20 protein-coding genes and 3 tRNA genes are annotated in these 23,300 nt (G+C 67.8%); 7 read left to right on the top strand and 16 right to left on the bottom strand.

What is annotated here, in order from left to right; all coding sequences use genetic code 11:
- Positions 1-112 precede the first annotated feature (112 nt).
- Positions 113-745: a M23 family metallopeptidase gene (locus tag FS787_RS15795; RefSeq protein WP_260982594.1), complete on the top strand. Its 633-nt coding sequence runs from the start codon at positions 113-115 to the stop codon at positions 743-745.
- A gap of 146 nt (positions 746-891) precedes the next feature.
- Here the strand turns inward: FS787_RS15795 and FS787_RS15790 are convergent, their stop codons facing one another.
- The 6 genes from FS787_RS15790 to FS787_RS15765 form a co-directional block, all read right to left on the bottom strand.
- Positions 892-2,082 (bottom strand): acyl-CoA dehydrogenase family protein, encoded by a 1,191-nt coding sequence (locus FS787_RS15790; protein ID WP_056432634.1) that lies wholly within the window; start codon positions 2,080-2,082, stop codon positions 892-894.
- Between the two features lie 289 nt (positions 2,083-2,371).
- Positions 2,372-2,448 (bottom strand) — tRNA-Ile (locus FS787_RS15785).
- 77 nt (positions 2,449-2,525) lie between these two features.
- Complete coding sequence (locus FS787_RS15780; RefSeq protein ID WP_144673859.1) at positions 2,526-3,722, bottom strand: glycosyltransferase; 1,197 nt, start codon at positions 3,720-3,722, stop codon at positions 2,526-2,528.
- Between the two features lie 80 nt (positions 3,723-3,802).
- The gene (locus FS787_RS15775; RefSeq protein WP_144673857.1) at positions 3,803-4,732 is read right to left on the bottom strand and encodes a DMT family transporter; all 930 of its coding nucleotides are present in this window, start codon (positions 4,730-4,732) and stop codon (positions 3,803-3,805) included.
- Entirely contained in the window at positions 4,732-5,367 is a 636-nt protein-coding gene (locus FS787_RS15770; protein ID WP_144673855.1) for a CDP-alcohol phosphatidyltransferase family protein, read from the bottom strand. Before FS787_RS15770 ends, FS787_RS15775 begins: the two co-directional genes overlap by 1 nt.
- A 43-nt stretch (positions 5,368-5,410) precedes the next feature.
- A complete protein-coding gene (locus tag FS787_RS15765) occupies positions 5,411-6,304 on the bottom strand; it encodes a phage holin family protein (protein ID WP_144673853.1) in 894 nt (297 codons plus the stop codon).
- Positions 6,305-6,488: 184 nt separating this feature from the next.
- On the opposite strand from FS787_RS15765, the gene FS787_RS15760 reads away from it, so the two are divergent.
- Together FS787_RS15760 and FS787_RS15755 are read left to right on the top strand one after the other, a co-directional pair.
- Positions 6,489-7,712, top strand: a complete 1,224-nt coding sequence (locus FS787_RS15760; protein WP_144673851.1) for a multidrug effflux MFS transporter — start codon at positions 6,489-6,491, stop codon at positions 7,710-7,712.
- Between the two features lie 409 nt (positions 7,713-8,121).
- Positions 8,122-8,529: a hypothetical protein gene (locus FS787_RS15755; protein ID WP_144673849.1), complete on the top strand. Its 408-nt coding sequence runs from the start codon at positions 8,122-8,124 to the stop codon at positions 8,527-8,529.
- Between the two features lie 75 nt (positions 8,530-8,604).
- On the opposite strand, the gene FS787_RS15750 is transcribed toward FS787_RS15755, so the two are convergent.
- The 7 genes from FS787_RS15750 to FS787_RS15720 form a co-directional block, all read right to left on the bottom strand.
- Positions 8,605-8,677: transfer RNA gene (locus tag FS787_RS15750), tRNA-Asn, on the bottom strand.
- A gap of 136 nt (positions 8,678-8,813) precedes the next feature.
- A tRNA-Asn gene (locus FS787_RS15745) sits at positions 8,814-8,886 on the bottom strand.
- Positions 8,887-8,984: 98 nt separating this feature from the next.
- Positions 8,985-10,925: a DNA primase gene (gene dnaG / locus FS787_RS15740; protein WP_144673847.1), complete on the bottom strand. Its 1,941-nt coding sequence runs from the start codon at positions 10,923-10,925 to the stop codon at positions 8,985-8,987.
- A gap of 52 nt (positions 10,926-10,977) precedes the next feature.
- Positions 10,978-12,267, bottom strand: a complete 1,290-nt coding sequence (locus FS787_RS15735) for a deoxyguanosinetriphosphate triphosphohydrolase (protein ID WP_144673845.1) — start codon at positions 12,265-12,267, stop codon at positions 10,978-10,980.
- Positions 12,260-13,441: a tRNA dihydrouridine synthase DusB gene (gene dusB / locus FS787_RS15730; protein WP_144673843.1), complete on the bottom strand. Its 1,182-nt coding sequence runs from the start codon at positions 13,439-13,441 to the stop codon at positions 12,260-12,262. The genes FS787_RS15735 and dusB overlap by 8 nt, the downstream gene beginning before the upstream one ends.
- A 65-nt stretch (positions 13,442-13,506) precedes the next feature.
- The gene (locus FS787_RS15725) at positions 13,507-14,976 is read right to left on the bottom strand and encodes a YibE/F family protein (RefSeq protein WP_144673841.1); all 1,470 of its coding nucleotides are present in this window, start codon (positions 14,974-14,976) and stop codon (positions 13,507-13,509) included.
- Positions 14,977-15,088: 112 nt separating this feature from the next.
- Positions 15,089-16,462 carry an FAD-binding oxidoreductase gene (locus FS787_RS15720; protein ID WP_144673839.1) on the bottom strand — a complete coding sequence of 458 codons (1,374 nt, stop codon included), beginning with the start codon at positions 16,460-16,462 and terminating at the stop codon, positions 15,089-15,091.
- A gap of 248 nt (positions 16,463-16,710) precedes the next feature.
- Between FS787_RS15720 and FS787_RS15715 the strand changes: the two genes are divergently transcribed.
- From FS787_RS15715 to FS787_RS15705, 3 genes are read left to right on the top strand one after another with little or no spacing between them, the layout of a single operon-like run.
- The gene (locus FS787_RS15715) at positions 16,711-17,469 is read left to right on the top strand and encodes a serine aminopeptidase domain-containing protein (protein WP_144673837.1); all 759 of its coding nucleotides are present in this window, start codon (positions 16,711-16,713) and stop codon (positions 17,467-17,469) included.
- Positions 17,469-18,323 carry a DUF1295 domain-containing protein gene (locus tag FS787_RS15710; RefSeq protein WP_144673835.1) on the top strand — a complete coding sequence of 285 codons (855 nt, stop codon included), beginning with the start codon at positions 17,469-17,471 and terminating at the stop codon, positions 18,321-18,323. Before FS787_RS15715 ends, FS787_RS15710 begins: the two co-directional genes overlap by 1 nt.
- Position 18,324: 1 nt before the next feature.
- Positions 18,325-19,239: a 1-acyl-sn-glycerol-3-phosphate acyltransferase gene (locus tag FS787_RS15705; protein ID WP_144673833.1), complete on the top strand. Its 915-nt coding sequence runs from the start codon at positions 18,325-18,327 to the stop codon at positions 19,237-19,239.
- A gap of 100 nt (positions 19,240-19,339) precedes the next feature.
- Here the strand turns inward: FS787_RS15705 and FS787_RS15700 are convergent, their stop codons facing one another.
- From FS787_RS15700 to FS787_RS15690, 3 genes are all read right to left on the bottom strand, one after another.
- Entirely contained in the window at positions 19,340-20,356 is a 1,017-nt protein-coding gene (locus FS787_RS15700) for a GNAT family N-acetyltransferase (RefSeq protein WP_144673831.1), read from the bottom strand.
- 2 nt (positions 20,357-20,358) lie between these two features.
- Entirely contained in the window at positions 20,359-21,744 is a 1,386-nt protein-coding gene (locus tag FS787_RS15695) for a glycine--tRNA ligase (protein WP_144673829.1), read from the bottom strand.
- A gap of 300 nt (positions 21,745-22,044) precedes the next feature.
- Positions 22,045-23,013, bottom strand: coding sequence for a DMT family transporter (locus tag FS787_RS15690; RefSeq protein ID WP_144673827.1), 969 nt, complete (start codon positions 23,011-23,013; stop codon positions 22,045-22,047).
- 33 nt (positions 23,014-23,046) lie between these two features.
- On the opposite strand from FS787_RS15690, the gene FS787_RS15685 reads away from it, so the two are divergent.
- The gene (locus FS787_RS15685; RefSeq protein ID WP_056432688.1) at positions 23,047-23,283 is read left to right on the top strand and encodes an RNA-binding S4 domain-containing protein; all 237 of its coding nucleotides are present in this window, start codon (positions 23,047-23,049) and stop codon (positions 23,281-23,283) included.
- Positions 23,284-23,300 lie beyond the last annotated feature (17 nt).

The following is a 23,300-nucleotide window of genomic DNA, read 5'->3' as shown; positions in this document are numbered from 1 at the left end:
AGCGGCTGCGGAGGTCCTGGAGCAACCGTCTGGGGCACATTCTCTGCCGGGCTTATCCACATAGCCACGGGCGGGTCTAGCAGCAACACGGCGGTAGCTGGAGGCTGGGTGTATGAAGATTCCGGCGAACCGTGCCGCCGTTGTTCCCGCACTGCTTGTCATGCTCGTCCTCGGGGTGGGGTCAGCGGGCGCTGGCCCGGCCCTGGGGTCCGGCACCGCTGTCCGCCAGGGGTCCGGCATCACGTCGGGCCCGGGCTCCGGTATGGAGGCCGGCCCGATCTCCGGCATGACGCCGGGCCCGGGTCCCGGCATGGCTGCCGGCGAGTGGAGCTGGCCGCTGAATCCCCGGCCGGCCGTCGTGCGCGCCTTTGATCCGCCGGCGAGGCCATGGCTGAGCGGTCACCGCGGCGTCGATCTCCAGGCCGGGTTCGACGGCGCTCCAGTCACCTCACCGGCGGCCGGAACCGTGAGCTTTGTCGGCGTCGTGGTGGACCGCCCCGTCATCACCATCGACCACGGAAATGGATTGCGCAGCAGCTTCGAGGCAGTGCGCAGCGATCTCACGTCGGGCGACGCCGTCGCGGAAAGAGATGTCCTGGGATGGATCCAGCCCGGCCACTGCAGACCGGGACCCTGCGTGCACTGGGGCGTCCGCCGCGGCGCGGACTATCTCAATCCCCTGGCCTTCGTGACGAACCTGCGGCCCTCCGTCCTGCTGCCGCCCGTGGATCCCGCACCCGGATAAAGTACGGCGGAGATGCGAGGAGAGGGGCCGCAGGCAAGGGCGCGGCGGAGATGCGGGACGAAAGGCCGTAGGCCAGGCCGGGCACCGCAGGCCAGGCCAGCGCCGCGGGCGGGGCCGCCGCGGCAAGCCAGACCCGGCGCCGCGGGCTAGACGATCGCGGAGATGCCGGTGATCGCCCGGCCGGTGACGAGCGTGTTGATCTCGTGCGTTCCTTCGTAGGAGTAGATGGCCTCGGCGTCCGAGAAGACCTTGGCCATCTCGTAGTCGGTCACGATCCCGTTGCCGCCGAGGATGCTGCGACCGAGGGCTACACTCTCACGCATCCGAGCCGTGGTGAAGGCCTTGGCCAGGGCGGACTGCTCGTCCTTGGCCTGGCCGAGGTCCTCCAGCTGGGAAAGCCGGACCATCATGCCCATCGAGCTGACAGCATTTCCGAGGATCTGGACAAGCTGGTGCTGCACCAGCTGGAAGGAGGCGATCGGGCGCCCGAACTGGCTGCGTTCCACGGCGTACCGGCGGGCGACGTCGAAGGCGGCGAGCTGCTGGCCGACTGCCTGCCACGCAACGGCCAGCCGGGTGACCTTGAGGACTTTGTTCGTGTCGCGGAAGCTGTTGGCGTTGGCGAGCTTGAAGAAGTCCGGCACCACCACGTTGTCGAGGGTGATGTCCGCGTTCTGCACGGTGCGCAGGGAGATCTTGTTCTCGATCTTGGTGGCGCGGTAGCCCTCGGTCTTGGTGTCGACGAGGAATCCCTTGACCTGGTTGTCGGCGAGGTCCCGGGCGTAGATGACTACCCAGTCCGAGAAGGTGGCGTTTCCGATCCAGCGCTTGGCGCCATTGAGGATCCAGCTGTCGCCCTCCTTGCGCGCCGTGGTGCGGGTGCCGCCGGCGACGTCTGATCCGCCGAGCGGTTCGGTGAGGCCGAAGGCGCCGATCTTCTTGAGTGAGTAGATGTCCGGCAGCCACGCTTCCTGCTGCTCCTGGGAGGCGAGTGCCTCGATGGAGCCGGTGAAGAGTCCGTCGTGGACACCCATAAAGGTGGCGATTGACGTGTCGGCGCGGGTTGCTTCGGCGTGCATGATTCCCGCGAAGACGTTGGAGTAACCCTGCCTCCGGACCGGGCTGACCAAGTCGATCTCGGCAAGTTTCGGGATCAGGTCCATCGGGAACTCGGCGCGGTTCCAGCAGTCGACGGCGATCGGCTTGACCTCGCGGGCAAGGAACTCGCGGACCTCCGCGAGTCGGTCCTGCTCCTTGCCGCTGAGCAGCTGCTCGAAAGCGAAGAAGTCGCCGTCGGCGTACGGGAGGTTGTTGATGTCGATGTCAGCTTTGGACATGGTGTTCCTTCACGGGTGATCAGCGGCGACCAAATGATGCCGGCTTCGCGCCAGCTATGTTACTCACCAGTAACTTACCGCAGCGCGGAAGTCCCCGCAAGTGACGGACGCCATCGGGACATACGTCGCCGGAGGGTTCCTCCCCCGCTGCGGGTATGCAGCGCCAGAGGGAAGAGAGAAAAGCGCCGGGGAATTGGGAAAGGTTCCGGGAACATGAAAGGAGCCGGGCCGACGTCGAAACATCGGCCCGGCTCCCGTGGACGCGGCTCCCGGTCCGGGTTCCGCGTGGTGGTAGGGCTACTCGGACTTGAACCGAGGACCTTAGGATTATGAGTCCCGCGCTCTAACCAGCTGAGCTATAGCCCCGTGGGCCCGGAAACCGGCCCGGCCAAGGCCGGACGGTTTCCGGGCGAAAATCACTCTAACAATAGTAGTGGCCCGGTTCAGACCGCGAGGTCGTCGTAGCTTGCGCCGCGGTAGAGATCCTCGAACGCGTGCAGGGTGCGCTCGATGCTGTGGTTCTCCACCATCCCCCGGCTGGCCTTGCCCATCGCAGCGCGCTCGTCCGCCGGAAGCGACAGGACGCGGACCATTTTGGCCGCGAGGTCGTCGCTGTCGTTGGGCGTGAACAGATAGCCGTTTTCGCCGTCGCGCACCAGGTGCGGGAGCGCCATGGCGTCCGCCAGCAGCACCGGCGTGGACGCGGACATCGCTTCCAGCGTCACCAGCGACTGCAGTTCGGCCGTGCCCGGCATGCAGAAAAGGTCGGCGGCGATATAGGCCCTGCGGAGTTCGGCGTCGCTCGCCAGTCCCAGGAACTTGACCCGGTCCTGGAGACCGAGCCTCGCCACCTGCTCCTCGAGCGCCGGCCGGACCTCGCCGCCGCCGACGATCTCGAGATGGACGTCCAGCTCCTTGGGAGTTTTGGCAACGGCGTCGATCAGCACGTCAACGTGCTTCTCCTCAGCGAGCCGGCCGGCGAACAGCACCGTGGGGCTGGTGTGCGGGGCCACTTCCTCACCCGGCTTGAGTTCGTAGGCCGCCGAGTCAATACCGTTGGAGAGCGGCAGGACCTGGCGGAGGAAGGCGTGCTGGTGCATCGCCTTGGCGGCCAGCGGCGTGGGCGTGGTGACGACGTCGGCCTGGCCCATGACCTTGCCCATGTCCTTCCAGGAAATGCGCCCCACGATGTCCTTGAACCATTGCGGGAAAGGAAGGAAGGGGTTCAGGTTCTCGGGCATAAAGTGGTTGGTCGCCACAATCCGGATGCCGCGCTTGACGGCCTCGTAGAGCACGTGCTCGCCGATCATGTAGTGGCTCTGGATGTGCACCACGTCCGGCTGGATCCGGTCGAACAGCAGGCTGATTTCCTTCTTGATCTCCCACGGGAAGGTGATCCGGAAGTACTCGTGCGTGGGAACTGAGTGGGAGCGGATCCGGTGGACGGTGCCTTCGTCGCTGAACTCGGTATAGCTCTTGCCCTTGTCCGGGCGGCAGGCCAGGACGTGCACATTGTGTCCGCGCGCCGTCATGCCCTTGGCCAGGCGGTAGCCGAACATCGCAGCGCCGTTGACGTGGGGCGGGTAGGTGTCCGCGGCAATCAGGATGGTGAGCGGGTGCTGGTGGTCAGGCATGGTCACGTGGAGAGCTCCTGGTGGTCACGGTGCGGGCAGCTGGATCTGAAAGTGGCCGGCTGGCCGTCGGCGCAGGCGTATCGGGCCTACTGCTGCAGTCGGGTCTTGTCCTGGGCCGCCCGCCCCGCAGCCTTCCGCGCGTCCTTCTTGCGCTTGGTGACTTCGGGGTGGTGCCTGGACAAGGCGATCACTCCCACGATAGCAAGCAAACCGGCCGCGCCCATCGCAATTGCCGTCACGGCGTGGACATCAGGGCGCAGTTCGCCGAGGATCGTGATGCCGATCCCGATGCCCACGATCGGGTCGATCACGGTCAGCCCCGCTATCACAAGATCCGGCGGGCCACCGGAGTAGGCGTTCTGGACGAACCACGAGCCAAGGACGCCGGCAGCCACAATCGCGACCACCGAATACCACGGCACATTCAGCACCCCCAGGCCGTTGGGATCCAGCAGGTGCTTGCCGATGATCCGGGTCAGGACGGCCACAAAGCCGAACAGGATACCCGCGCCAAGGATGTAGATGAAGGCGCTCATCCGGTGCCGGAACACCAGGGCGAGCGTCCCGAACAGCCCGACGGCCAGGGCCAGCAGCAGCACCACGGTCAGTTCGTCGGAGGCGCTGACCTGGTGGTTCTCCTGGGTTACGTTGACCGCCAGGATCACGAACAGGGCCGAGCCGGTGACACAGGCGGTGATGGCCACTACCGTGGCCCGGTTGATGCTCAGCCCCTGGTCCTTGGCGTTGACGATCGTGGTGATAACGAGGGCGATCGCTCCGATCGGCTGGATCACGGTCAGCGGTGCCATCACCAAGGCGACGGAGTTCAGGGCCATGCCCGCACAGAGGAGAAGCAGACCGAACACCCAGCGGGGATTGCGGAGCAGCCGGACCATGCCGTGGTTGCTGAGCGCCAGTCCCCCGGTATCCGCCTTGACTGCACTGCCCTGGCGCTGGGCGCCGAACGCGAGGCAGAACGCGCCAAGGACGGCCAGCAATACCGCGAACCACATCATCAGCGGGTGCCGCCGTCGACGTCGGGCATGCTGTCTTTGAGCTTTTTACCCTTGCGGATGATGGCCCAAAAGTAGTTGTAGGCCGCAATCCAGTGCCCCACCAGGCCCAGCCCCAGGAAGATCCAGGCCGCCACGAAGTACGCTTCGGCGCCCGGGACAGGAAGTTTCGAGAGGACCAGCAGCGGCGTGCCGACCAGCAGGAGCGCTGTCCGGATCTTGCCGATTTTGCTGACGGGCAGGTCGGGGTGGCCGTGGAAGTAGTGGAGCGAGAGGGCAAGCAGGATGGCGTCCGGGATGAGGAGCGCTGCGAGGTACCACCACTCGACGACGCCGGCGACCACCAGCGTGACGGCAACCGCGATCAGCGACAGCCGGTCGGCGATGGGATCCATGATCCGGCCGAGGTTGGACATTTGGTTGAAGCGGCGGGCCACGTAGCCGTCCACCCAGTCGGTGCTGCCCATGATGGCCAGGACCAGGGCCGCGTAGCCGTATTCCTGAACCCCAAGGACGAGCCAGACGAACAGCGGGACGCCGAGGAACCTCACCACGGTCAGGACGTTGGGGACGGTGAATACCCTGTCGTGGTGGATCTGGGCCTGACCAGGCCGGGAACCTGCGCCGATGAACCTCATCCAGTCCCCCTTTCCGTGGCCGGCAACGATCGGAGCGGGCTGCTTAGCCCTTGATGAATTTGCGCAGGAGGAACACGAGGGCAGTTGCTGAGGCGGTGAGCGCGACGAGCGGCTTCCACCGCTGGCTCAGCTGGCCGGCCACGCCGGTGCCTTCCCCGGTGGTGCCGGCGGGGGTCGCCGGACGGTTCGCGGTGCGGGCAGCCGCGGACCGGAGGTTGGCCACCTTGTTGCTGAGCTGTTCCTTGCCCTCCTGCAGCTTCACCTGGGCCGCGGCCAGCAGCACCTGGGCTTGGGTTTTGACGTCAAGTTCCTCGTTGAGTTCATCGCGGACGCCGGTGAGGTGCGTGCGGCGCTGGTCCACCCGGCGTCGCAGTTCCGCTTCTGTGGGCGGCGGACCGAAGTCCGGCTCGGCGGCCTTCTTGGCTTCTTTCTCAGCCTTGGCCTTGGCGGCGGCCTCCGCTTTGGCGGCTTGGGCCGCTTTGTAGACGTCGGACTCCGGGTCCAGCACGGCAGGATCGAAGGCGGAGCCCTGTTTGGCGATGCCGAGGTCGTACTTGATGCCACGGATGGTGTCCTCGGGAACCAACGGCATGGCCTTCTTGAACTTGCTGACGCCCACCAGGCCCGCGATCGCGGCGATCACCAGGAAGACACCGCAGACAAGCAGGGCAGCGAGCCAGGCAGGCATGATCGTGGCGAGGCCCATGATGGCGGCAACGATGAGGCCGACGACCAGGAAGGCGACAAAGGCCAGCGCGACGGCGAGGAACGCGCTTGCGATGCCGACCGCGATGCCCTTGCGCTTGAGCTCCACATTGGCGAGGGCAATCTCGTCATTGAGCTGCCGCGGAGCCAGCTTGAAGATCAGTTTGAGGGTTCTGGGGAGCGCGGAAATGCGCAGCCCCTCGCTTGTCCCGCCGCTGTGACGTCCGCTCATCGGTCCCGCCTAACTGGTTACATCCGTGATTCCCGCCTTCGCGCGGCTTGCCGGTCTGCGCAGCTTCACGCACACCCCGGTGTCAAAACTACCATTCAGGCTCCCGGCCGGGACGCGGCTGCGGGCTGTGGCGCGCCCCGGCCGCACACGGGAACGGCTGCCGCGCGCCCTAGGATTGACCTCTGTGACTACACCCACCAATCCCGGCGATTCCCTGAGCCGCCGCCGCAAGCTCCTCTACATTCTGATGCTCGGCGCCCTGACCGCTTTGGGACCCTTCACGGTGGACCTCTACCTTCCGGCCTTCCCGGCGCTGGAGGAGAGCCTGGGCGTCTCCGAGGCGGCCGTGCAGCTGACGCTGACCGGCACCACCATCGGTTTTGCCCTTGGCCAGCTTGTGGTGGGCCCGCTCAGCGACAAGTTCGGCCGCAGAATCCCGCTGATCCTGGCGACGGCGGTGCACATCTTTGCTTCCCTCGGGGCGGCGCTCTCGACCGACATCACCACTTTGGGCGCCTTCCGGGTGCTGATGGGCATCGGCGCTGCGGGAGGCGGCGTGGTGGCCATGGCCATGGTGCGCGACCTGTTCAGCGGATTCGCCATGGTGCGGATGTTCTCCCGGATGGCCCTGGTAAACGGTCTGGCGCCGATCCTCGCGCCGGTGATCGGCTCGCAGCTGCTGCTGTTCATGCCGTGGCCGGGGATCTTCTTCTTCCTGGCCGGCTACGGCATGTGTGTGCTGATTGCCGCGGTGTTCGTGGTGCGCGAGACACTGCCCCGGGAACTCCGCGGAAAAACCGGGATGACCGCCCGCCAGCGCTACGGCGTCCTGTTCGCCGACCGGATCTTCGTTGGGCTGTTGCTGGTGGGCGGAATGAATTTCGCCGGACTGTTCACCTACCTTTCCGCGTCGCCGTTCCTCTTCCAGGACGTCTACGGCTTCACCCCGCAGCAGTATGGCCTCCTCTTCGGCGTAAACTCCCTCGGCATCGTCGCCGGGGTGCAGACCAGCTCGCGGATCATCCGGAAGGTCCCGCCGCAGTGGATCCTGGCCTTCTCCACGGCATGGATGTTCCTGATGGCCGTGCTGATCGTCATCTTCGACCAGCTGGGTTTCGGACTCTGGGGTGTCATGGTGCCGCTTTGGTTCTACATCCTCGGCGCCGGCTTCACGTTCCCCTGCGTCCAGGTGCTGGCGTTGGCCAAGCACGGCGCGCAGGCCGGCACCGCTGCTTCCCTGCTCGGTGCCGCGACCTTCCTGATGGCCGGCCTCATCTCGCCGGTAGTGGGCTGGTTCGGCGTCTCCTCCGCCACGCCGATGGGCGCCGTCCAGGCCGCGTGTATCTTCCTGGCCGCTGCGGCGCTCTGGCTGGTTGTCCGGCCCCGCACCGTCCCCGCGATCCAGTAGCCCGGGCACGCGGCAGCTTCGCCCACTGGACATGTCCAGTGGCCGCGGCCAAGAGTGAGCGTATGGGCCCTATGTCCACCCGCTGACCCCAACAGTGGACATGCCCCTTGGCGAGGACAGCACCCCGCCAGCCTCCCCCGTTGGACATGTCCAGTGGCCGCGGCCACGAGTGGGCATATGGGCCCTATGTCCACCCGCTGACCCCAACAGTGGACATGTCCCTTGGCGAGGACAGCACCCCGCCAGCTTCCCCCGTTGGGCATGTCCAGTGGCCGCGGCCACGAGTGGGCATATGGGCCTTATGTCCACCCGCCGGCGCCGGCAGGGGGCATGTCCCCCGGAGGCGGAGCAGGAGGCTGGCGCCGGCCGGCCCTGTTCCCGCCCACCCGCGGGCGATAAAGTTGTAGATGTGCCCCACTGGCAGGATCATCCGCCCCTACCGGCCACGTGGCAGCGGTGTGATGCCGGAATCCTGCCCCTGTGGTGGGATCGTTTGTGCAGCCAGACCAGCCAGCAGTCCGCGGCCCTCTTCGCGGCAGGACTGTTCACCGAGGACCGGCGGCGCCCGATCGCCCAGTGGTACAACCCGGCCTACGACTCGGCGCTCCTGGTCGCCCCCGAGACCTCCCCCGAGTGGCCGGTGCAGCGCTTCGGCATCTTTTACGCCCCGCCCGGCGGCGGGTTCACCCAGATCCATTCCGCCCCGCACGAGTGGCACCCGCGCGAGCCCCGCAAGTCACCCACGGAGTTTGACGCCTTCCAGGGGGCCGTGGCGGAAGCCGAGCGGTTCCTGCAGGTGGAGATGTACTTCGTCTAAGGACGGGATGAGCCGCCGTAAGAGGGCAAAAAAAGGTCCCGCAGCCAGTGATTCACCAGCTGCGGGACCTGTCCGCTCCTCCTGCTGGACTTGAACCAGCAACCCTTCGATTAACAGTCGAATGCTCTGCCAATTGAGCTAAGGAGGAATGAAGCAGGTACGACATTAGCAAAGGTTTCGCCGCTTAGGAAATCGGTGCCGGCTTGATCCCGGCCGACGCCCTAGATACCCCCGCCGGGTATAAAAAAGTCCCCGTCCCGGTGACCCGGAACGGGGACTGCGCGCTCCTCCTGCTGGACTTGAACCAGCAACCCTTCGATTAACAGTCGAATGCTCTGCCAATTGAGCTAAGGAGGAATGAAGCGGATATAAGCCTAGCAAACACCCGGCCGGGAAGTGAAATTGACACCGAGCGGGCGCCCCGAATGGGACCGGCCGGGACACCCCCGGAGCCGTCACGCCTCCGAGCGCAGCGACCGCCGTTGCATCTCCAGCTGCATAAGCTCGCGGTTCAGCCGCTGGAACTCCTCCGGGGCGGAAGTCGCGTCCAGCCGCTGCAGCTGTCCCATCTTTTCAGCCTTGACCCTGGTGATCTGCAGCTCGAACAGCCGTGCCAGGATGTCCCGGCAGTAGCGCAGGACGCCGTCGGCGGTGCTCGCCGGCAGCGGCACCACGGACAGCTCGGACACCAGCGGGCGCAACGGCTCCGGCACCTCGTGCAGCAGCTGCTCCACCCAGCGCACGGGGTCACCCGTGAGCGCCAGCCCGTTGGCCCGGATGGCCTCGTGGATGGCCAGGTACGCCGGCGTCGAGAACCTCGCCTCGGAGAAACGCTGCCAGGTCTCGCCTTCCAGCATTCCGGGCTGTTGCAGGGCAACCTCCAGCGCCTGCCGTTCCATGGCGGCCACGGGGTCGCGCGGGTCCGGCCGGTTGAAGGACGGCAGGGCGGGCGACGGCGGCAACGGCGCAACTCCCGGCGCGGATCCCGCGCCGTATCCGGAGCCGCGGCCCGGGCTGCTGCCCTGCCCCTGGTGGCCGGACACGGCGCTGCCCGACGGCGGCTGGGCCGCACGCTTGGCGGCCGCACCCACGGCGCGGCTGACTTCCTCCACCGGCATACCCAGCCAGCCCGACAGTTCCCGGGCATAGGCGGGGCGGATGCCGGCGTCGCGGATCTGGGCGACCACCGGGGCGGATTCCCGCAGGGCCGCGATCCGGCCCTCAACGGTGTCCAGGTTGTGCCGTTTCAGGGCTGCGCGGATGGCGAATTCAAACAGCGGGCGCCGGGTGCCGATCAGGTCACGGACCGCGGCGTCGCCCTTGGACTGGCGCAGCTCACAGGGGTCGGCGCCGTTGGGTTCCACGGCCACGTACGTCTGTGCGACGAAGCGCTGGTCTTCCTCGAAGGCGCGCAGGGCCGCCTTCTGGCCGGCGGCGTCGCCGTCGAAGGTGAAGATAACCTCGCCGCCGCTGCCGTCATCGGAGAGCAGTCGGCGGGCAACCTTGATGTGCTCGGTGCCGAATGCCGTACCGCAGGTGGCGACCGCCGTCGGAATCCCGGCAAGGTGGCACGCCATCACGTCGGTATAGCCTTCCACCACGACGAGCTGGCGGTCCTTGGCGATGTTGCGTTTGGCGAGGTCGATCCCGTAAAGGACCTGCGACTTCTTGTAGAGCGCCGTCTCCGGGGTGTTGAGGTACTTGGGGCCTTGGTCGTCCTCGTAGAGCTTGCGGGCACCGAAGCCGATGGTCTCCCCCGCGATGTCCCGGATGGGCCAGATCAGCCGGCCGCGGAAGCGGTCGTAGATCCCCCGGCCGCCTTCGGAGAACATCCCCGTCAGTTTCAGCTCAGGGTCGGTGTAGCCCTTGCCGCGGAGGTGCTTGAGGAGGGAGTCCCAGCCCTGCGGGGCATAGCCGACGCCGAATTGGTCCGCCGCCGCGCGGTCGAAGCCGCGGGCGTGCAGGAAGTTGCGGCCCTCGGTGGCGGCCGGGGTCAGCAGCTGGGCGCGGAAGAATTCGTCGGCCACCTTGTGGGCATCAAGCAGGCGCTGCCGCCGGCCGACTTCTTCACGGTTGGGCCCGGAGCCGCCGTCCTCGTAGCGGAGTTCGAAGCCGATCCGGGCGGCCAGTTTTTCCACGGCCTCGTGGAACGTCGTGTGGTCCAGTTTCTGCACGAAGGAGATGACGTCGCCATCCTCGCCGCAGCCGAAGCAGTGGTACCTGCCCACCTGGGGCCGGACGGTGAACGAGGGTGAACGCTCGTCGTGGAAGGGACACAGACCCTTGTAGGAGCCCAGGCCGGCGCCCTTGAGCGTCACGTAGCCGTCGACGACTTCCTTGATGTCCGTGCGCTGGCGTACTTCGTCGATGTCTTCACGTTTGATCAGGCCGGCCACAGTGCCATCCTAGTACCCGGGTACGACGCCGGAAGGCCGGTTATGGCTCCCGTCACCACAGCGACGGCAGGCTTCCGACGAGCCGCTCATACATGGCCAGCGCGGAGCCGTCCGTCAGCGACGCGACCTGGTCGATCACCACACGCAGCCGCGCGCCGTCGTCGGAGGCGTCGAGCCAGTCGGCCGCGAACATCGGCTCCAGATGGCGGTCTCCGGTGGCGCTCAGGGCGGTGACGAGGGCGTGCAGGACTTCGCGCTGGCGTTCGTAGATGGGCTGCCGGTGCTCGGTGGTCATCACGAAGGTGGTGGCCAGGCCCTTCATCACGGCGATTTCCATCACGGTCTCGTCCGGAACGATCAGCTCCGCGTTGTAGCGGGTCAGGTTTTCCGGGCCGTACACCTCGCGGGTGGACGCCAGGGCGCTCTGACAGAACCGGCCGATCAGCTGGCTGGTCATGTCCTTGAGCGCGGCCATGGACTTGCGGCTGCCGTCGGCCTCGCGGACCCAGACGCTGGTGGCTTCCAGCCGGGCGAGGGCGGCATCGATCGCGGCGGGGTCGTTGTGCGGCAGGTACCACTGTTTGGCGTAGCCCACCACGCGGGCCCGGTGGTCCGGATTGTCCATCCAGCGGAGCTGGAAATGGCCGGCCACAATCGCGTCCTCGACGTCGTGCACGGAGTAGGAGATGTCGTCCGCGAGGTCCATGACCTGCGCCTCGAGGCAGGACCGGCGCTCGGGGGCGTCCTCGCGGATCCAGTCGAAGATCGGCAGGTCGTCCTCGTAGGCGCCGAACTTGCTGGTCCGCTCGCCGTGGATGACGGGCGCGTTCGCGGCTGACCAGGGGTATTTCGCCGCGGCATCGAGGCTGGCCCGCGTCAGGTTCAGCCCGGCGGGCCGCCCGTCCAGGGCAACAACTTTGGGTTCCAGCCGGGTCAGCAGGCGCAACGTCTGGGCGTTTCCTTCGAAGCCGCCGATCGCATGGGCGACCTCGTTGAGGGCCGATTCGCCGTTGTGGCCGAAGGGCGGGTGGCCGAGGTCGTGGCTGAGGCAGGCGGTGTCCACAACGTCAGGATCGCAACCCAGGGCACGGCCCAGTTCGCGGCCCACCTGGGCCACCTCGAGGCTGTGCGTCAGGCGGGTACGGACGAAGTCGTCGGTGTCCGGGGCCACCACCTGCGTCTTGGCCCCGAGCCGGCGGAGGGCCGAGGAGTGCAGCACGCGGGCGCGGTCACGTTCGAAGTCGGAGCGGTAGGTGGACTTGGGCGGCTCTTCCACCCAGCGGGCGGAGTCACGGGCCACATAGCCGTCCAGCACCGGTGCCGTGGTCCTGGTTTCAGCCACCGGACACGTCCAGTTCCGCGTGGCAGATCTCGCGGGACTGCTCGGCGTCCATCTTGCGGTCCAGCAGCCAGTCCTTGGGCAGGGCGGGCTTCTTGGGCGAACCCGCGCGGCCGCGCGGGCCTTCCGCGTCAACGCCGGGGTACGGCGAATCAAGGTCCAGCTGGTCAAGCGTCGCACGGAGCACTTCGAGGCTGGTCACCATGGCCAGTTTGGTCCGCAGTTCACTGCCGACCACGTAGCCCTTGAAGTACCAGGCCATGTGTTTGCGGATCTCGCGGAGCGCTTTACCTTCGTCGTTGCCGAAGGTTTCCACCATCAGTTCGGCGTGGCGGTACACGCCTTCCGCCACCTGCCCCAGGTCCGGTTTGTGGCGGGCATCGCTGCCTTCGAAAGCGGCCATAAGATCGCCGAACAGCCACGGGCGGCCCTGGCAGCCGCGGCCCACCACCACACCGTCGACGCCCGTCTCGCGGACCATGCGGATGGCGTCCTCGGCGGACCAGATATCGCCGTTGCCAAGTACCGGGATGTCCGGCAGCGCTTCACGCAGGCGCGCGATCGCGGACCAGTCGGCCTGGCCGGAGTAGAACTGGGCGGCCGTGCGCCCGTGGAGGGCGACGGCGGCGACGCCGGAATCGCGGGCGATCCGGCCGGCGTCGAGGTAGGTGAGGTGGTCCTCGTCAATGCCCTTGCGCATCTTGATGGTCAGCGGGACGTTGCCCTTGGACGCTTCCTTGACGGCCGTCTGCACGATCGAGGTGAACAGGTCGATCTTCCAGGGCAGCGCGGAGCCGCCGCCGCGCCGGGTCACCTTGGGCACGGGGCACCCGAAGTTGAGGTCGATGTGGTCCGCGCGGTCTTCCTCGACGAGCATCCGGACGGCCTGGCCGACGGTGACGGGGTCCACGCCGTAGAGCTGGACGGACCGGACTTTCTCGTCGTCATCGTGCGAAATGATGCGCAGGGACTCCGGCGTGCGCTCCACGAGGGCACGGGACGTGACCATCTCCGCGACGTACAGGCCGCCGCCGTATTCACGGCAGAGCCTGCGGAACGCGGAGTTGGTGATGCCCGCCATCGGCGCCAGGATCACGGGGGTGTCCACCGTGAGGGGTCCAAGCTTCAGGGGCGGGAGTTCCAGCTTGAGGGCGGGAGGGGTCGCTACAACAGTCACCCGTTCATTGTCTCAAATCCGGGCAAATCGGCAGGATCCGCGCCGGCCATGTGGAAAATCCGGCGTCAGTCCCGTTCGGCCGCACGGCGCCCGCGGCGACCCTCCGGTGCGGTGTCGGAGGCCCCGCGGCGCCCCGCCGACGCCGTTTCGAAAGCCTCGTCGGGCGCGCCGGCGTCGATGTCCCGCCGCCGGCCGGCGTCGTGGGTGAGTGCACTGTTTTCCAGGGCCCGGCTCCGGGAAGACAGGGGGCCGGTTGTCTTCGCGCCGGTTGCCGTGAAGCCCGCGGCCTTCATTCCCGTTGCCTTGACCACGAGCACGGCGATCAGCGTGGTGACCGGGATGGCCAGGACCAGCCCGACGGAGCCGACGAGGGTGCGGATGACTTCCTCGGAGAGCTCGGCGCTGGTGAGCGCATCACCGAGTGGCCGCTCGTAGAGCATCACCAGGATCAGTATCGGCAGGGCCGCACCGGCATAGGCGAACGCGATGGTGTACACGGTTGAGGCGATGTGGTCCCGGCCGATCCGCATGGCTGAGCTGAAGAGCTGGCGGGCGGACGTTTCCGGGGCCAGTTCCCAGAGCTCCCACACTGCCGAGGACTGCGTGATGGTGACGTCGTTGAGGACGCCCAGGCCGGAAATGATGAGGCCGCAGAGGATGATGCCGGAGATGGAGATGTTGTCCGAGATGTTCGCGAGGGTGGCGGAATCGTGGCTGCCGACGCCGGCGAGGTTGGCGGCATCGGTGGCCCAAGCGGCGAGCAGCGCGGTAATCGCCAGGCCGAACATCGTGCCAAGCAGCGCCGTCGAGGTCCGGGCGGAGAAGCCGTGGGCGAAATACAGCACCCCGATCATGATCACGGTGGACCCCACGAGCGCCAGCAGGAGCGGCGGCTTGCCCTCCACCAGTCCCGGGAGCATAAAGGACACCAGCACCCAGTAGGCGCCGACCAGCCCGATCAGCGCGCGCAGTCCACGCCAGCGCGCCACGGCGATCACGACGACGGCGTAGAGCACCGCGAGGAAAATGATCGGCAGGGTCCGGACAAAGTCGACAAAGACATAGGCCGGGGTGCCCTGCGCGGCGGCGCCCTGGGCCTTGGAGAGATTCAGGTAGCGGATGTTGTCGCCGGCCTTCACGCCGTGGGATTTTGCGACGTCGGGGTTGATGACCACCTTGACGGGGTTGCCGCCCCGGTCCGGGTCCGTGAACGCAAAGGTGCACTCGGACCCCTGTTGCGGCGCCGCGTCGGCCCCGGGCTGGCCCTGCTGGACGGCGTCCATGCAGCTGCCGGTGACCACGCGCTGGATCTTTCCGGTGTCGAACGTCACTCCCGGCGCGGCCGCGTAGGGGCTGGCGAGCGTGATCCCCTCTTTGCTGCCCGAGGGCCACAGAAGCGCCATCGCCACGAGCGTGAGCAGGGTCAGCGGGATCAGGATGGCGGCCAGGATGAGGTTGGCCCGCTTCCGGGCGGCGAGCGCCTGGGGCGTCGGTTCCGTATGCCCTTGCGGGGTGTGTGAATGTCCGGCGCCCATCAGCAGTTCAACCTCATGCCGAAGACTTTACGGGGTCCCGCGGCCATGTTTTGACGCATGGCATGCCGGGGCGCCCGCCGCGGCGGGCGCCCCGGCGTCGGGCGCATGGCGGCTACGCGGGCTGAATGTTCTGGTTCACGTGGAAGAGGTTCTGCGGATCGTATTTGGCTTTGACCTCGCTCAGGCGGCTGTAGTTCGGCCCGTAGTTTTCCGCGACCCGGCTCAGGTCGTCGCCGTCCATGAAGTTGATGTAGCCCGCAGCCTCGGAGTAGGGCTGCAGCGCCGCCGCGTAGCCCCGCACCCAGGCAATGTTGGCTTCACTGTCCCCGGGATCCTCCCAGTGGCACGCGATGACCGGGGAGAACGTGGCGTTCCGGTTGGGGAACGCTGTGTCCGCGGCTCCCACGCGGTGCACGGCGCCGTCGATCGGGTAGAGGTGAACGGCGGTCTGCACGGTGGGCACGCGGCGCCCGAACTCGAGGTGGGCGCTGATGGCACCGTCGCTGAGTTCGGGCAGGAAGGCCGCTTTCCAGTACGCCAGCAGCCCCTTGGGGTACATTCCGTCGAAGGCCGAGTTCAGGGCGGGATAAGGCATCGGACCCACCATGGATCCTGCCACCGGTGCGACGTCGAGGAACGGCTGCCAGCGTGCCGGCCCTTCGGACAGGTCACCGGTCCACATGCCGACCACAATGCAAACGGGTTTCCCGTGCCACTGCTCCGGGAGGAATGGCACCGGCGGCCCTTGATGGAACGCGAGGAAGGCGCCGAACTCCTCCGGGGCGGCGGCCAGGTACCCGCGGTAGAACTTCGCCACGGCTTCGGCGTGCTCCAGCGGGTAGATGACGATGCCGGCGTGGACCATGTCCACGGGATGCACCCGGAATTCCAGCGACGTAACGACGCCGAAATTCCCGCCGCCGCCGCGCAGCGCCCACAACAGGTCGTCGTTCTCGGTTTCGCTGGCTGTCACGAATTTCCCGTCGGCGGTGACGACGTCGGCCGAGAGGAGGTTGTCGCAACTGAGCCCGTATTTCCTGGCCAGATAGCCGATGCCCCCGCCCAGGGTCAGCCCCGCGACCCCGGTGGAGCCGACGATCCCGCCTGTGGTCGCCAGCCCGAAGGCGTGCGTGGCGTGGTTGAAGTCGGCCCAGGTTGCCCCGGCCTCGGAGCGGGCGGTCATGTTTGCCGGATCCACCCGGACGCCGGAAGTCTCGGCGAAGTCGATGACCAGCGCGTCGTCCGCGGTGCCAAAGCCGGGGCCGCTGTGGCCCCCGCCGCGGACGGCCAGGTCCAGGGAGTTGTCCCGGGCGAAGTTGACACTGGCGATGACGTCCGCCACCTGCGACACGCGGACCACGGCTGCCGGCCGCTTGTCGATCATGCCGTTGTGTACCGCCCGCGCGGCGTCGTAGTCCGCGTCGCCAGGCGTGATGACCTGCCCGCGGACTTGTTCGCGCAGGCTATCGAAGATCGTTCCGTTCATTTCTGTACCGTCGATTTCGTCGTGGTTCCGACCCGGACGGCGATCTTTGTGCTCCCAGCCGGCATGGCGTCCGGAGGTTTACGAGCACTGGCTTACTCCTCCGCCCCGGACGCGTCAAGAGGAGCCGGCCCGCGGTCGGAGGGCAGCGCCGCTCGACGGCGGTTGCGCCCGCCCCATCTTCCGGAGGCACCGCTCCGAATGTTCAATAGGCATGATGGAATGGACGGACGAGACGTGGAGGACACAGCGTGGCCAGACGCAAGATAGACGACCGTGAGCCCGCAGCGGCGGGCGCCGGGGCAGGTGCCAGGGCCGCATTGAGCATTGCCGGGGCCACCGGGGAAACCCGGGGGGTCGCCCTGGTGCTGCATGGCGGCCGCGCGGACAGCTACGAACCCGTCCGCGGGACGCACCTCAGCCCCGCCCGGATGCTGCCCTTCGCCCGGTCCCTCCGGCGCGGGGGTGGACAGGACGGGCTGGCCGTCTGGACCCTCCGGAACCGGTACCGGGGCTGGAACGGAAAGGACATGTCCCCCGTCGAGGACGCACGCTGGGCACTTTCCCACATCAGCCGCGACCACCCCGGCGTGCCGATCTATCTTCTCGGCCATTCGATGGGCGGCCTGACCGCACTCTGCGTGGCGGACCACCCTCAGGTGGAGGCCGTCGTCGCGCTCGCCCCCTGGCTCAACGGCGACACCCCGGTGAACCGCGTGGCCGGCCGCCGGATCCTGATAGTCCATGGCACCGAGGACCGCTGGACCAGGCCCGCGAACTCGCTCGCCTACGCACGCCGGGCCGGCGGCGTCGCGGAGTCCGTGGACTACGTCGCCCTCAAAGGGGCGGGGCACTTCATGTTCCGGCGGGTGGGCCTGTGGAACTCACTCGCGACCGGCTTCATCCTTGATGCCTTCGCCGCCAGTTCAGGCGGGAACGTCCGAGGCAGCGCCGACGCGTTCCGCAGCCTGGTGCCCGCGTCCGGCGCCAGTCTTCCGGTGGTGCTGTGATGCCGGGCTTCCCGCTGGGGGCTTTCCTGGCCAGCCTGCCGTGGGTTGCGGCCGGGATAGCGGCCCTGCTGGCCGTCACGTTCGCCGTCGCCGTCCGCCAGAGCCGGCATTCCGTCATGGACACCGTCTGGGGCCTCGGCTTCGTCGTCGTTGCCGCCATCTCCTGGTTCCTTTCGGCCGGACACGGCGACGACGGCCGCCGCCTGCTGCTGCTGGCGCTCGTGGCCGTGTGGGGCATCCGGCTGGCCCTCCACATCGGCCTCCGGGCCCGGGGCGGTCACGAGGACCCCCGGTACGTGGACATGCTCTCTTCCGCGCCCGGCTCCCGCAACATTTACGCGCTGCGCAAGGTGTACCTGCCGCAGGGCGTGATCCTGTTTTTCGTTTCGCTCACCGTCCAGGTGGGGATGTTCAGCACCGGAAACCTCGGCTGGCTGGCCTGGCTTGGCGTGGTGCTCTGGGTGGTCGGTTTTGTCTTCGAGACGGTCGGTGACTGGCAGCTGTCTCAGTTCAAGGCCGATCCGACGAGGCGCGGCACTGTGCTCGATACGGGTCTCTGGCGTTACACCCGCCACCCGAACTACTTCGGCGACGCCGCCGTCTGGGCCGGGATCTTCCTGGTTGCCGCTGATTCCTGGCCGGGCGTGCTTACCATCCTCTCCCCCGCCCTGATGATCTGGCTGCTCGCCGGCAAATCCGGGAAGCCGCTTACCGAAAAGGCCATGTCCGCCCGCCCCGGCTATAAGGAATACGTGGAATCCACCTCGGGCTTCCTGCCGCTGCCGCCGCGCCGGGCTGGCCGGCAGAAGCCGCGCCAGCAGAAGCCGGGACGGCAGCAGCCGGGCGGGCGCTGACATGCCCTGGCGCCCCCGGCCGAACGACCCCTTCTACCGGTTCATAGTCCGCACCGGGCTGGCGTTGCGCTGGCTGTTCCGGATCCGGGTCATCGTGACCGGACAGGAGCACCTCCCGACGCCGGAGCCGTCCAGCGCACCTCACAGCAACGCCCGGCGCCGCCTGCCCCGCAGTTCTTCCGTCGGCTCTTCCCGCAGTTCGGCCGTCGGCTCTTCCCGCGGTTCGTCCCACGGCTCTTCCCGTCCCGTGGTTCCGGGGCGGGGCGCCGTCTTCGCGATTACGCACTTCGGCTACCTCGACTTCGCGTTCGCCGAACTGCTGCTGTGGCGGCATTCCAGGGCCCAGTTGCGCTTCCTTGTCACGCAGGGGGCGGCCGACCACTGGCTTGCCGGGCCCGCCGTCAGCGCCGCCGGGCACGTGGTGGTGGGCTATGAGAGCGGATCCCACGCCTACGACGCCGCCGTCGCCAGGCTCCGCGCCGGCGAGTACATCGCGATCCTGCCCGAAGCCGGTGTCAGCCGCAGTTTCCGTGTGCGCGAATGCAAGACCGGCGCCGTGCGGATGGCGGCAGAGGCCGGAGTGCCGGTCATTCCGGTCTCCGTCTGGGGCGCGCACCGGCTGATGACCCGCCGCCACGGGTTCTCCCCGGCCCGCGCCTGGCGCGCCCCGGTACGGATCCACGTCGGCGAACCGGTAATTGTTGCCCCCTCCCCTGACGCCCCGGCGGCCACCGAATCACTGCGCGCAACCCTCCAGGCCGGAATCGATGCCTGCATCGCTGACTTCCCCCTGAAACCGGCTCCGGGCGCATGGTGGATGCCTGCGGAACTGGGCGGCGGGGCGCCCAGCGACGAGGAACGGCAGCGCCTGGACGAGGCCGAAGGCCCGCGGCGCGCAGGGGGCCGGCGCCGATAAGTGGCTACCCTGCCCTTAGCGCCACCGGTCTTAAAAGCCACAGACCTTAAACGCCACTGACCCGCAGTAGTCCACTACTGCGGGTCAGTTGGGTTGAGTCCTACGCGGGGTCCGAGACGATGAGCGTTTCGGCGCCCTGGACGCGCGCCTTGCCGGTCTCCAGCAGGGGCTCGACGACGGTGCGCAGCGCCTCCATCGAGTCGTCCAGTTCCAGCATCACGGGGTGCTGGAACGCAATCAGTGCCAGCAGGTCCCGGACGGCGGCCTGGGCCTCGTCCACGGTGAGTTTCGGATCGTGGCCCAGGAACACGTCGGTCGGCTGGCCGGACGCGGATGTCGCACCGTCCGCAGGGGCCCCGGCGGCGTGGTCCCCCGCGGCGAGCTCGGCGTAGCTGATGGCGAAGGCCTCGAGCCGGCCCTTCCTGCTGGCCGCCACCCCCTCGCCGAAGGCGCTGACCTTCGGCGCCCGGAGCACAATCGCGCCGTGGGCACCGCTGAGCTCGTCCAGGAACAACCGCTGGACCGTCGCGATGCTGAGCTCACCGGGGCTGTCCCAGCCGTGAACAGCCGTGTAGTAGCGGCCCACGACGTCGCTGAGCTCCACCGAGCCGGTAGCCAGGTCCTCGACCTGCTCAGAGGCGGCGGCCTCGGAACCGTCACCGAAGACGGGCAACCGGAGCGCCCCCGGCTCCACGACCACCAGCCGGGACCGCTGGATCGGGGCCAGGCCCGCGGCCTCGGCGAAGGCCGCGCCGGGGGTGCCCGGTTCCACCTTGGTCCGAAGCCGGGAGACGCCCGACGGCGACTGCGCGGCTTCGTGCCGCAGCATGGTCAGCAGGGTGGAGCCGACGCCGGTGCGGCGGTGGTGCCGGTCCACCTCGATGTAGGCCCAGAGCCGTTCCGGGTGCAGCGTGGCCTCGTGGACAACGCCGGCCGCGACCGGGATGGCCACGCCGTCGACGATGTCTTCGGCAACGATGCAGCGGCGCCACGGCGAGTTGCCCGAAGGCGCCAGGGTGCCGCGGAACTGCCGGGCCTGTTCGGTTTCGGGGCCGCCCCAGATTTCCAGCAGGGCGAGGTCGTCGCCGTCGCGCCATTCACGGTATGCAATCGCCATGATCAGGCGCCGATCAGCCGTGCGGCCAGGTAGCCCTCCACCTTGTCCAGGGAGACGCGTTCCTGGCTCATGGTGTCGCGTTCGCGGATGGTGACGGCCTGGTCGTCCAGGGTCTCGAAGTCCACGGTGATGCAGAACGGGGTGCCAATCTCGTCCTGGCGGCGGTAGCGGCGGCCGATGGCGCCGGCGTCGTCGAACTCGATGTTCCAGCTCTTGCGCAGCTGGGCGGCGAGGTCCTTGGCCTTCGGGGACAGGTCCTCGTTGCGGCTCAGCGGCAGCACGGCCGCCTTGACCGGCGCCAGGCGCGGATCGAGCTTGAGCACCGTGCGGATGTCGACGCCGCCCTTGGCGTTGGGGGCCTCATCCTCGGTGTACGCATCGATCATGAACGCCATGAAGGACCGGGTGAGGCCGGCCGCGGGCTCGATCACGTACGGGGTGTAGCGCTCGTTGGTGGCCTGGTTGAAGTAGCTCAGGTCCTGGCCGGACGCCTTGGCGTGCGTGGACAGGTCAAAGTCCGTGCGGTTGGCGATGCCCTCGAGCTCGCCCCACTCGGAGCCGTGGAACCCGAAGCGGTATTCGATGTCCGTGGTGCCTTTGGAGTAGTGGCTGAGCTTTTCCAGCGGGTGCTCGAAGAAGCGCAGGTTCTCTTCCCGGATGCCGAGGCCCGTGTACCAGGACATACGTTCCTTCATCCAGTACTGGTGCCACTGCTCGTCGGTGCCGGGCTCGACAAAGAATTCCATCTCCATCTGCTCGAACTCACGGGTGCGGAAAATGAAGTTGCCCGGGGTGATCTCGTTGCGGAAGGACTTGCCGATCTGGCCGATGCCGAACGGGGGCTTCTTGCGGGAGGTGGTGAGGACGTTGCTGAAGTTAACGAAGATGCCCTGGGCCGTTTCGGGGCGCAGGTAGTGCAGGCCTTCTTCGTTGGCCACCGGGCCGAGGTAGGTCTTGAGGAGGCCGGAGAATTCCTGGGGTTCGGTCCACTCGCCGCGGGTGCCGCAGTTGGCGCAGGCGATGTCCTTGAGGCCGTTCTCGGCCGGACGGCCCTTCTTCTCCTCGTATTCTTCCTCGAGGTGGTCGGCGCGGTAGCGCTTGTGGCAGGAGAGGCACTCCACCAGCGGGTCGGAGAACACGTCGACGTGCCCGGACGCCTCCCAGACCTGGCGGGGCAGGATGACCGAGGAGTCCAGGCCGACCACGTCCTCGCGGCCGCGGACCACGGACTGCCACCACTGGCGCTTGATGTTTTCCTTGAGCTCGGCACCGAGGGGCCCGTAGTCCCAGGCAGAACGCGAGCCACCATAGATTTCACCGGCCTGGAATACGAAACCCCTGCGCTTGGCGAGGGAAATGATCTGGTCGAGGACGGATTTTGCTGCCATGGGAACTCCACTTTCTACAGGGCCGCTGGGTGCGGTCCGCGGTCTCAGCCCCGGGACCCCGGCTGGTTGCCGGACGGGGCACTACAAAAACGCAAAACTTATCCGCCCAACAGCACACACAACAAGGTGTGGTGCTGAATGATGGCGGTGCAGGAAGCTGCGCCTCCTAGCCTACCGGCCTGCCGGCTCCGAGCGCCGCCAGTTTCCGGCCGGCCCATGTCGGGATGGCCGCCCGGCGTCGTGCGGGTTATCGCTGCAGTGTCACCGTTTGAGGGGCACGACGGCGGGCACGCTGCGGCGTCACCGCTTGAGCGCCCCCTTGGGCCAGGGCAGGCTCGCGAGCACGATCGCGGCGAGCGTCAGCAGGGTTCCAAGGACGGTGGGCAGCGCCACCACGGTGCCGGGCGCCGGGAAGGCAAGGTCCAGTCCCAGGGAGCCCAGCAGCTGGCCCGCGATCATGCCCAGGCCCGTCACCAGCACACCCAGGCTGCGGACCAGCAGGGCCCCGACGCCGATAAACACACAGCCCAGCGGCCCGCCCAGGTAATACCACCACTCCCCCGGCAACGGGTTGCCCGGTCCCGTAACGGCGGTCTTGATCAGCCAGGCGGTCCAGAGCATGACCGACCCCGCGATGAAATTCATCAGGGTCGCCGCGATGGGCGTGCCGTAGTGCACCGCGGCGGTGCCGTTCATGGCCTGCTGGAAGCTCATGAGGAACCCGGCCAGCACCGGAAGGAGCACCGGAACCAGCAGTTCCCCGGGGCCCGGCCCGGTGCCGGAGAACCGCGGCGAGACGGCCCAGGCGACGGCGGCGACAGTCAGGATGCTGCCGATCACCCGGATCCCGGTGATGGATCTTTTTCCGGCCGGGCCGATCCCCATCCTGTCCACGAGCAGCCCGCTCAGGGTCTGCCCGGTGACGGTGGCGACGGTAAACAGGGCGACCCCCAGCAGGCCCACGGTGAAGGACTGGGCAAAGACGAAGAACCCGCCGATACAGCCGGCCAGGAGGTAGTACGGCGGGAACTTGCGCTCCCGGACGGCCGGCAGGATGCCCCGCAGCCCGGCCCGGCCGCGTGGCAGCGCAAGCGAGATCACGATCATCAGGGCCAGCCCGGTGGTGAAACTCACCACGGCGGCGGCGATCCCGTCCGCGAGCGCCGCCCCGAGGGCGCCGTTGATCCTGCCCTGGACAGGCATCAGCAGCCCCGCCGCCACCGCGAGGGGCAGCCCCGCGAGGAACGGAAGCCGGGGAGTGTGGGTCATTGCTGTCACCTTACGTCAGGCATTATTGCTTGTATGAGCAACCCGGAAATTGAAGAAATCCCCATCCGCGACGACATGATCCGGCTGGGCCAGCTGCTGAAGCTCGCCAGCCTGGTGGAGGACGGAGTGGAAGCGGCGGAGCTGATCAAAGCCGGGCTCGTCAAGGTCAACGGCGAGATCGACGAACGCCGCGGCCGGCAGCTCCACCACGGCGACACGGTGACCGTCAACGGCCGGACCGTGCGGATCAGCACTCCCGCCGGAGCCTAGCACCGGCGCCGGGGCCT

The organism is Arthrobacter sp. U41, assembly GCF_007679325.1.
Lineage (GTDB): Bacteria > Actinomycetota > Actinomycetes > Actinomycetales > Micrococcaceae > Arthrobacter.
This window is presented reverse-complemented; position numbering and strand designations above follow the sequence as displayed.

Excerpts from the sequence above, each read along its gene's own strand:
- FS787_RS15775 (WP_144673857.1), bottom strand. The coding sequence starts at position 4,732 with ATGATGTGGTTCGCGGTATTGCTGGCCGTCCTTGGCGCGTTCTGCCTC.
- FS787_RS15725 (WP_144673841.1), bottom strand. The coding sequence starts at position 14,976 with ATGGGCGCCGGACATTCACACACCCCGCAAGGGCATACGGAACCGACG.
- FS787_RS15720 (WP_144673839.1), bottom strand. The coding sequence starts at position 16,462 with ATGAACGGAACGATCTTCGATAGCCTGCGCGAACAAGTCCGCGGGCAG.
- FS787_RS15770 (WP_144673855.1), bottom strand. The coding sequence starts at position 5,367 with ATGAGGTTCATCGGCGCAGGTTCCCGGCCTGGTCAGGCCCAGATCCAC.
- FS787_RS15695 (WP_144673829.1), bottom strand. The coding sequence starts at position 21,744 with ATGGCAGCAAAATCCGTCCTCGACCAGATCATTTCCCTCGCCAAGCGC.
- FS787_RS15790 (WP_056432634.1), bottom strand. The coding sequence starts at position 2,082 with ATGTCCAAAGCTGACATCGACATCAACAACCTCCCGTACGCCGACGGC.
- FS787_RS15765 (WP_144673853.1), bottom strand. The coding sequence starts at position 6,304 with ATGAGCGGACGTCACAGCGGCGGGACAAGCGAGGGGCTGCGCATTTCC.
- FS787_RS15705 (WP_144673833.1), top strand. The coding sequence starts at position 18,325 with ATGCCCTGGCGCCCCCGGCCGAACGACCCCTTCTACCGGTTCATAGTC.
- FS787_RS15690 (WP_144673827.1), bottom strand. The coding sequence starts at position 23,013 with ATGACCCACACTCCCCGGCTTCCGTTCCTCGCGGGGCTGCCCCTCGCG.
- FS787_RS15700 (WP_144673831.1), bottom strand. The coding sequence starts at position 20,356 with ATGGCGATTGCATACCGTGAATGGCGCGACGGCGACGACCTCGCCCTG.
- FS787_RS15795 (WP_260982594.1), top strand. The coding sequence starts at position 113 with ATGAAGATTCCGGCGAACCGTGCCGCCGTTGTTCCCGCACTGCTTGTC.
- FS787_RS15710 (WP_144673835.1), top strand. The coding sequence starts at position 17,469 with ATGCCGGGCTTCCCGCTGGGGGCTTTCCTGGCCAGCCTGCCGTGGGTT.
- FS787_RS15685 (WP_056432688.1), top strand. The coding sequence starts at position 23,047 with ATGAGCAACCCGGAAATTGAAGAAATCCCCATCCGCGACGACATGATC.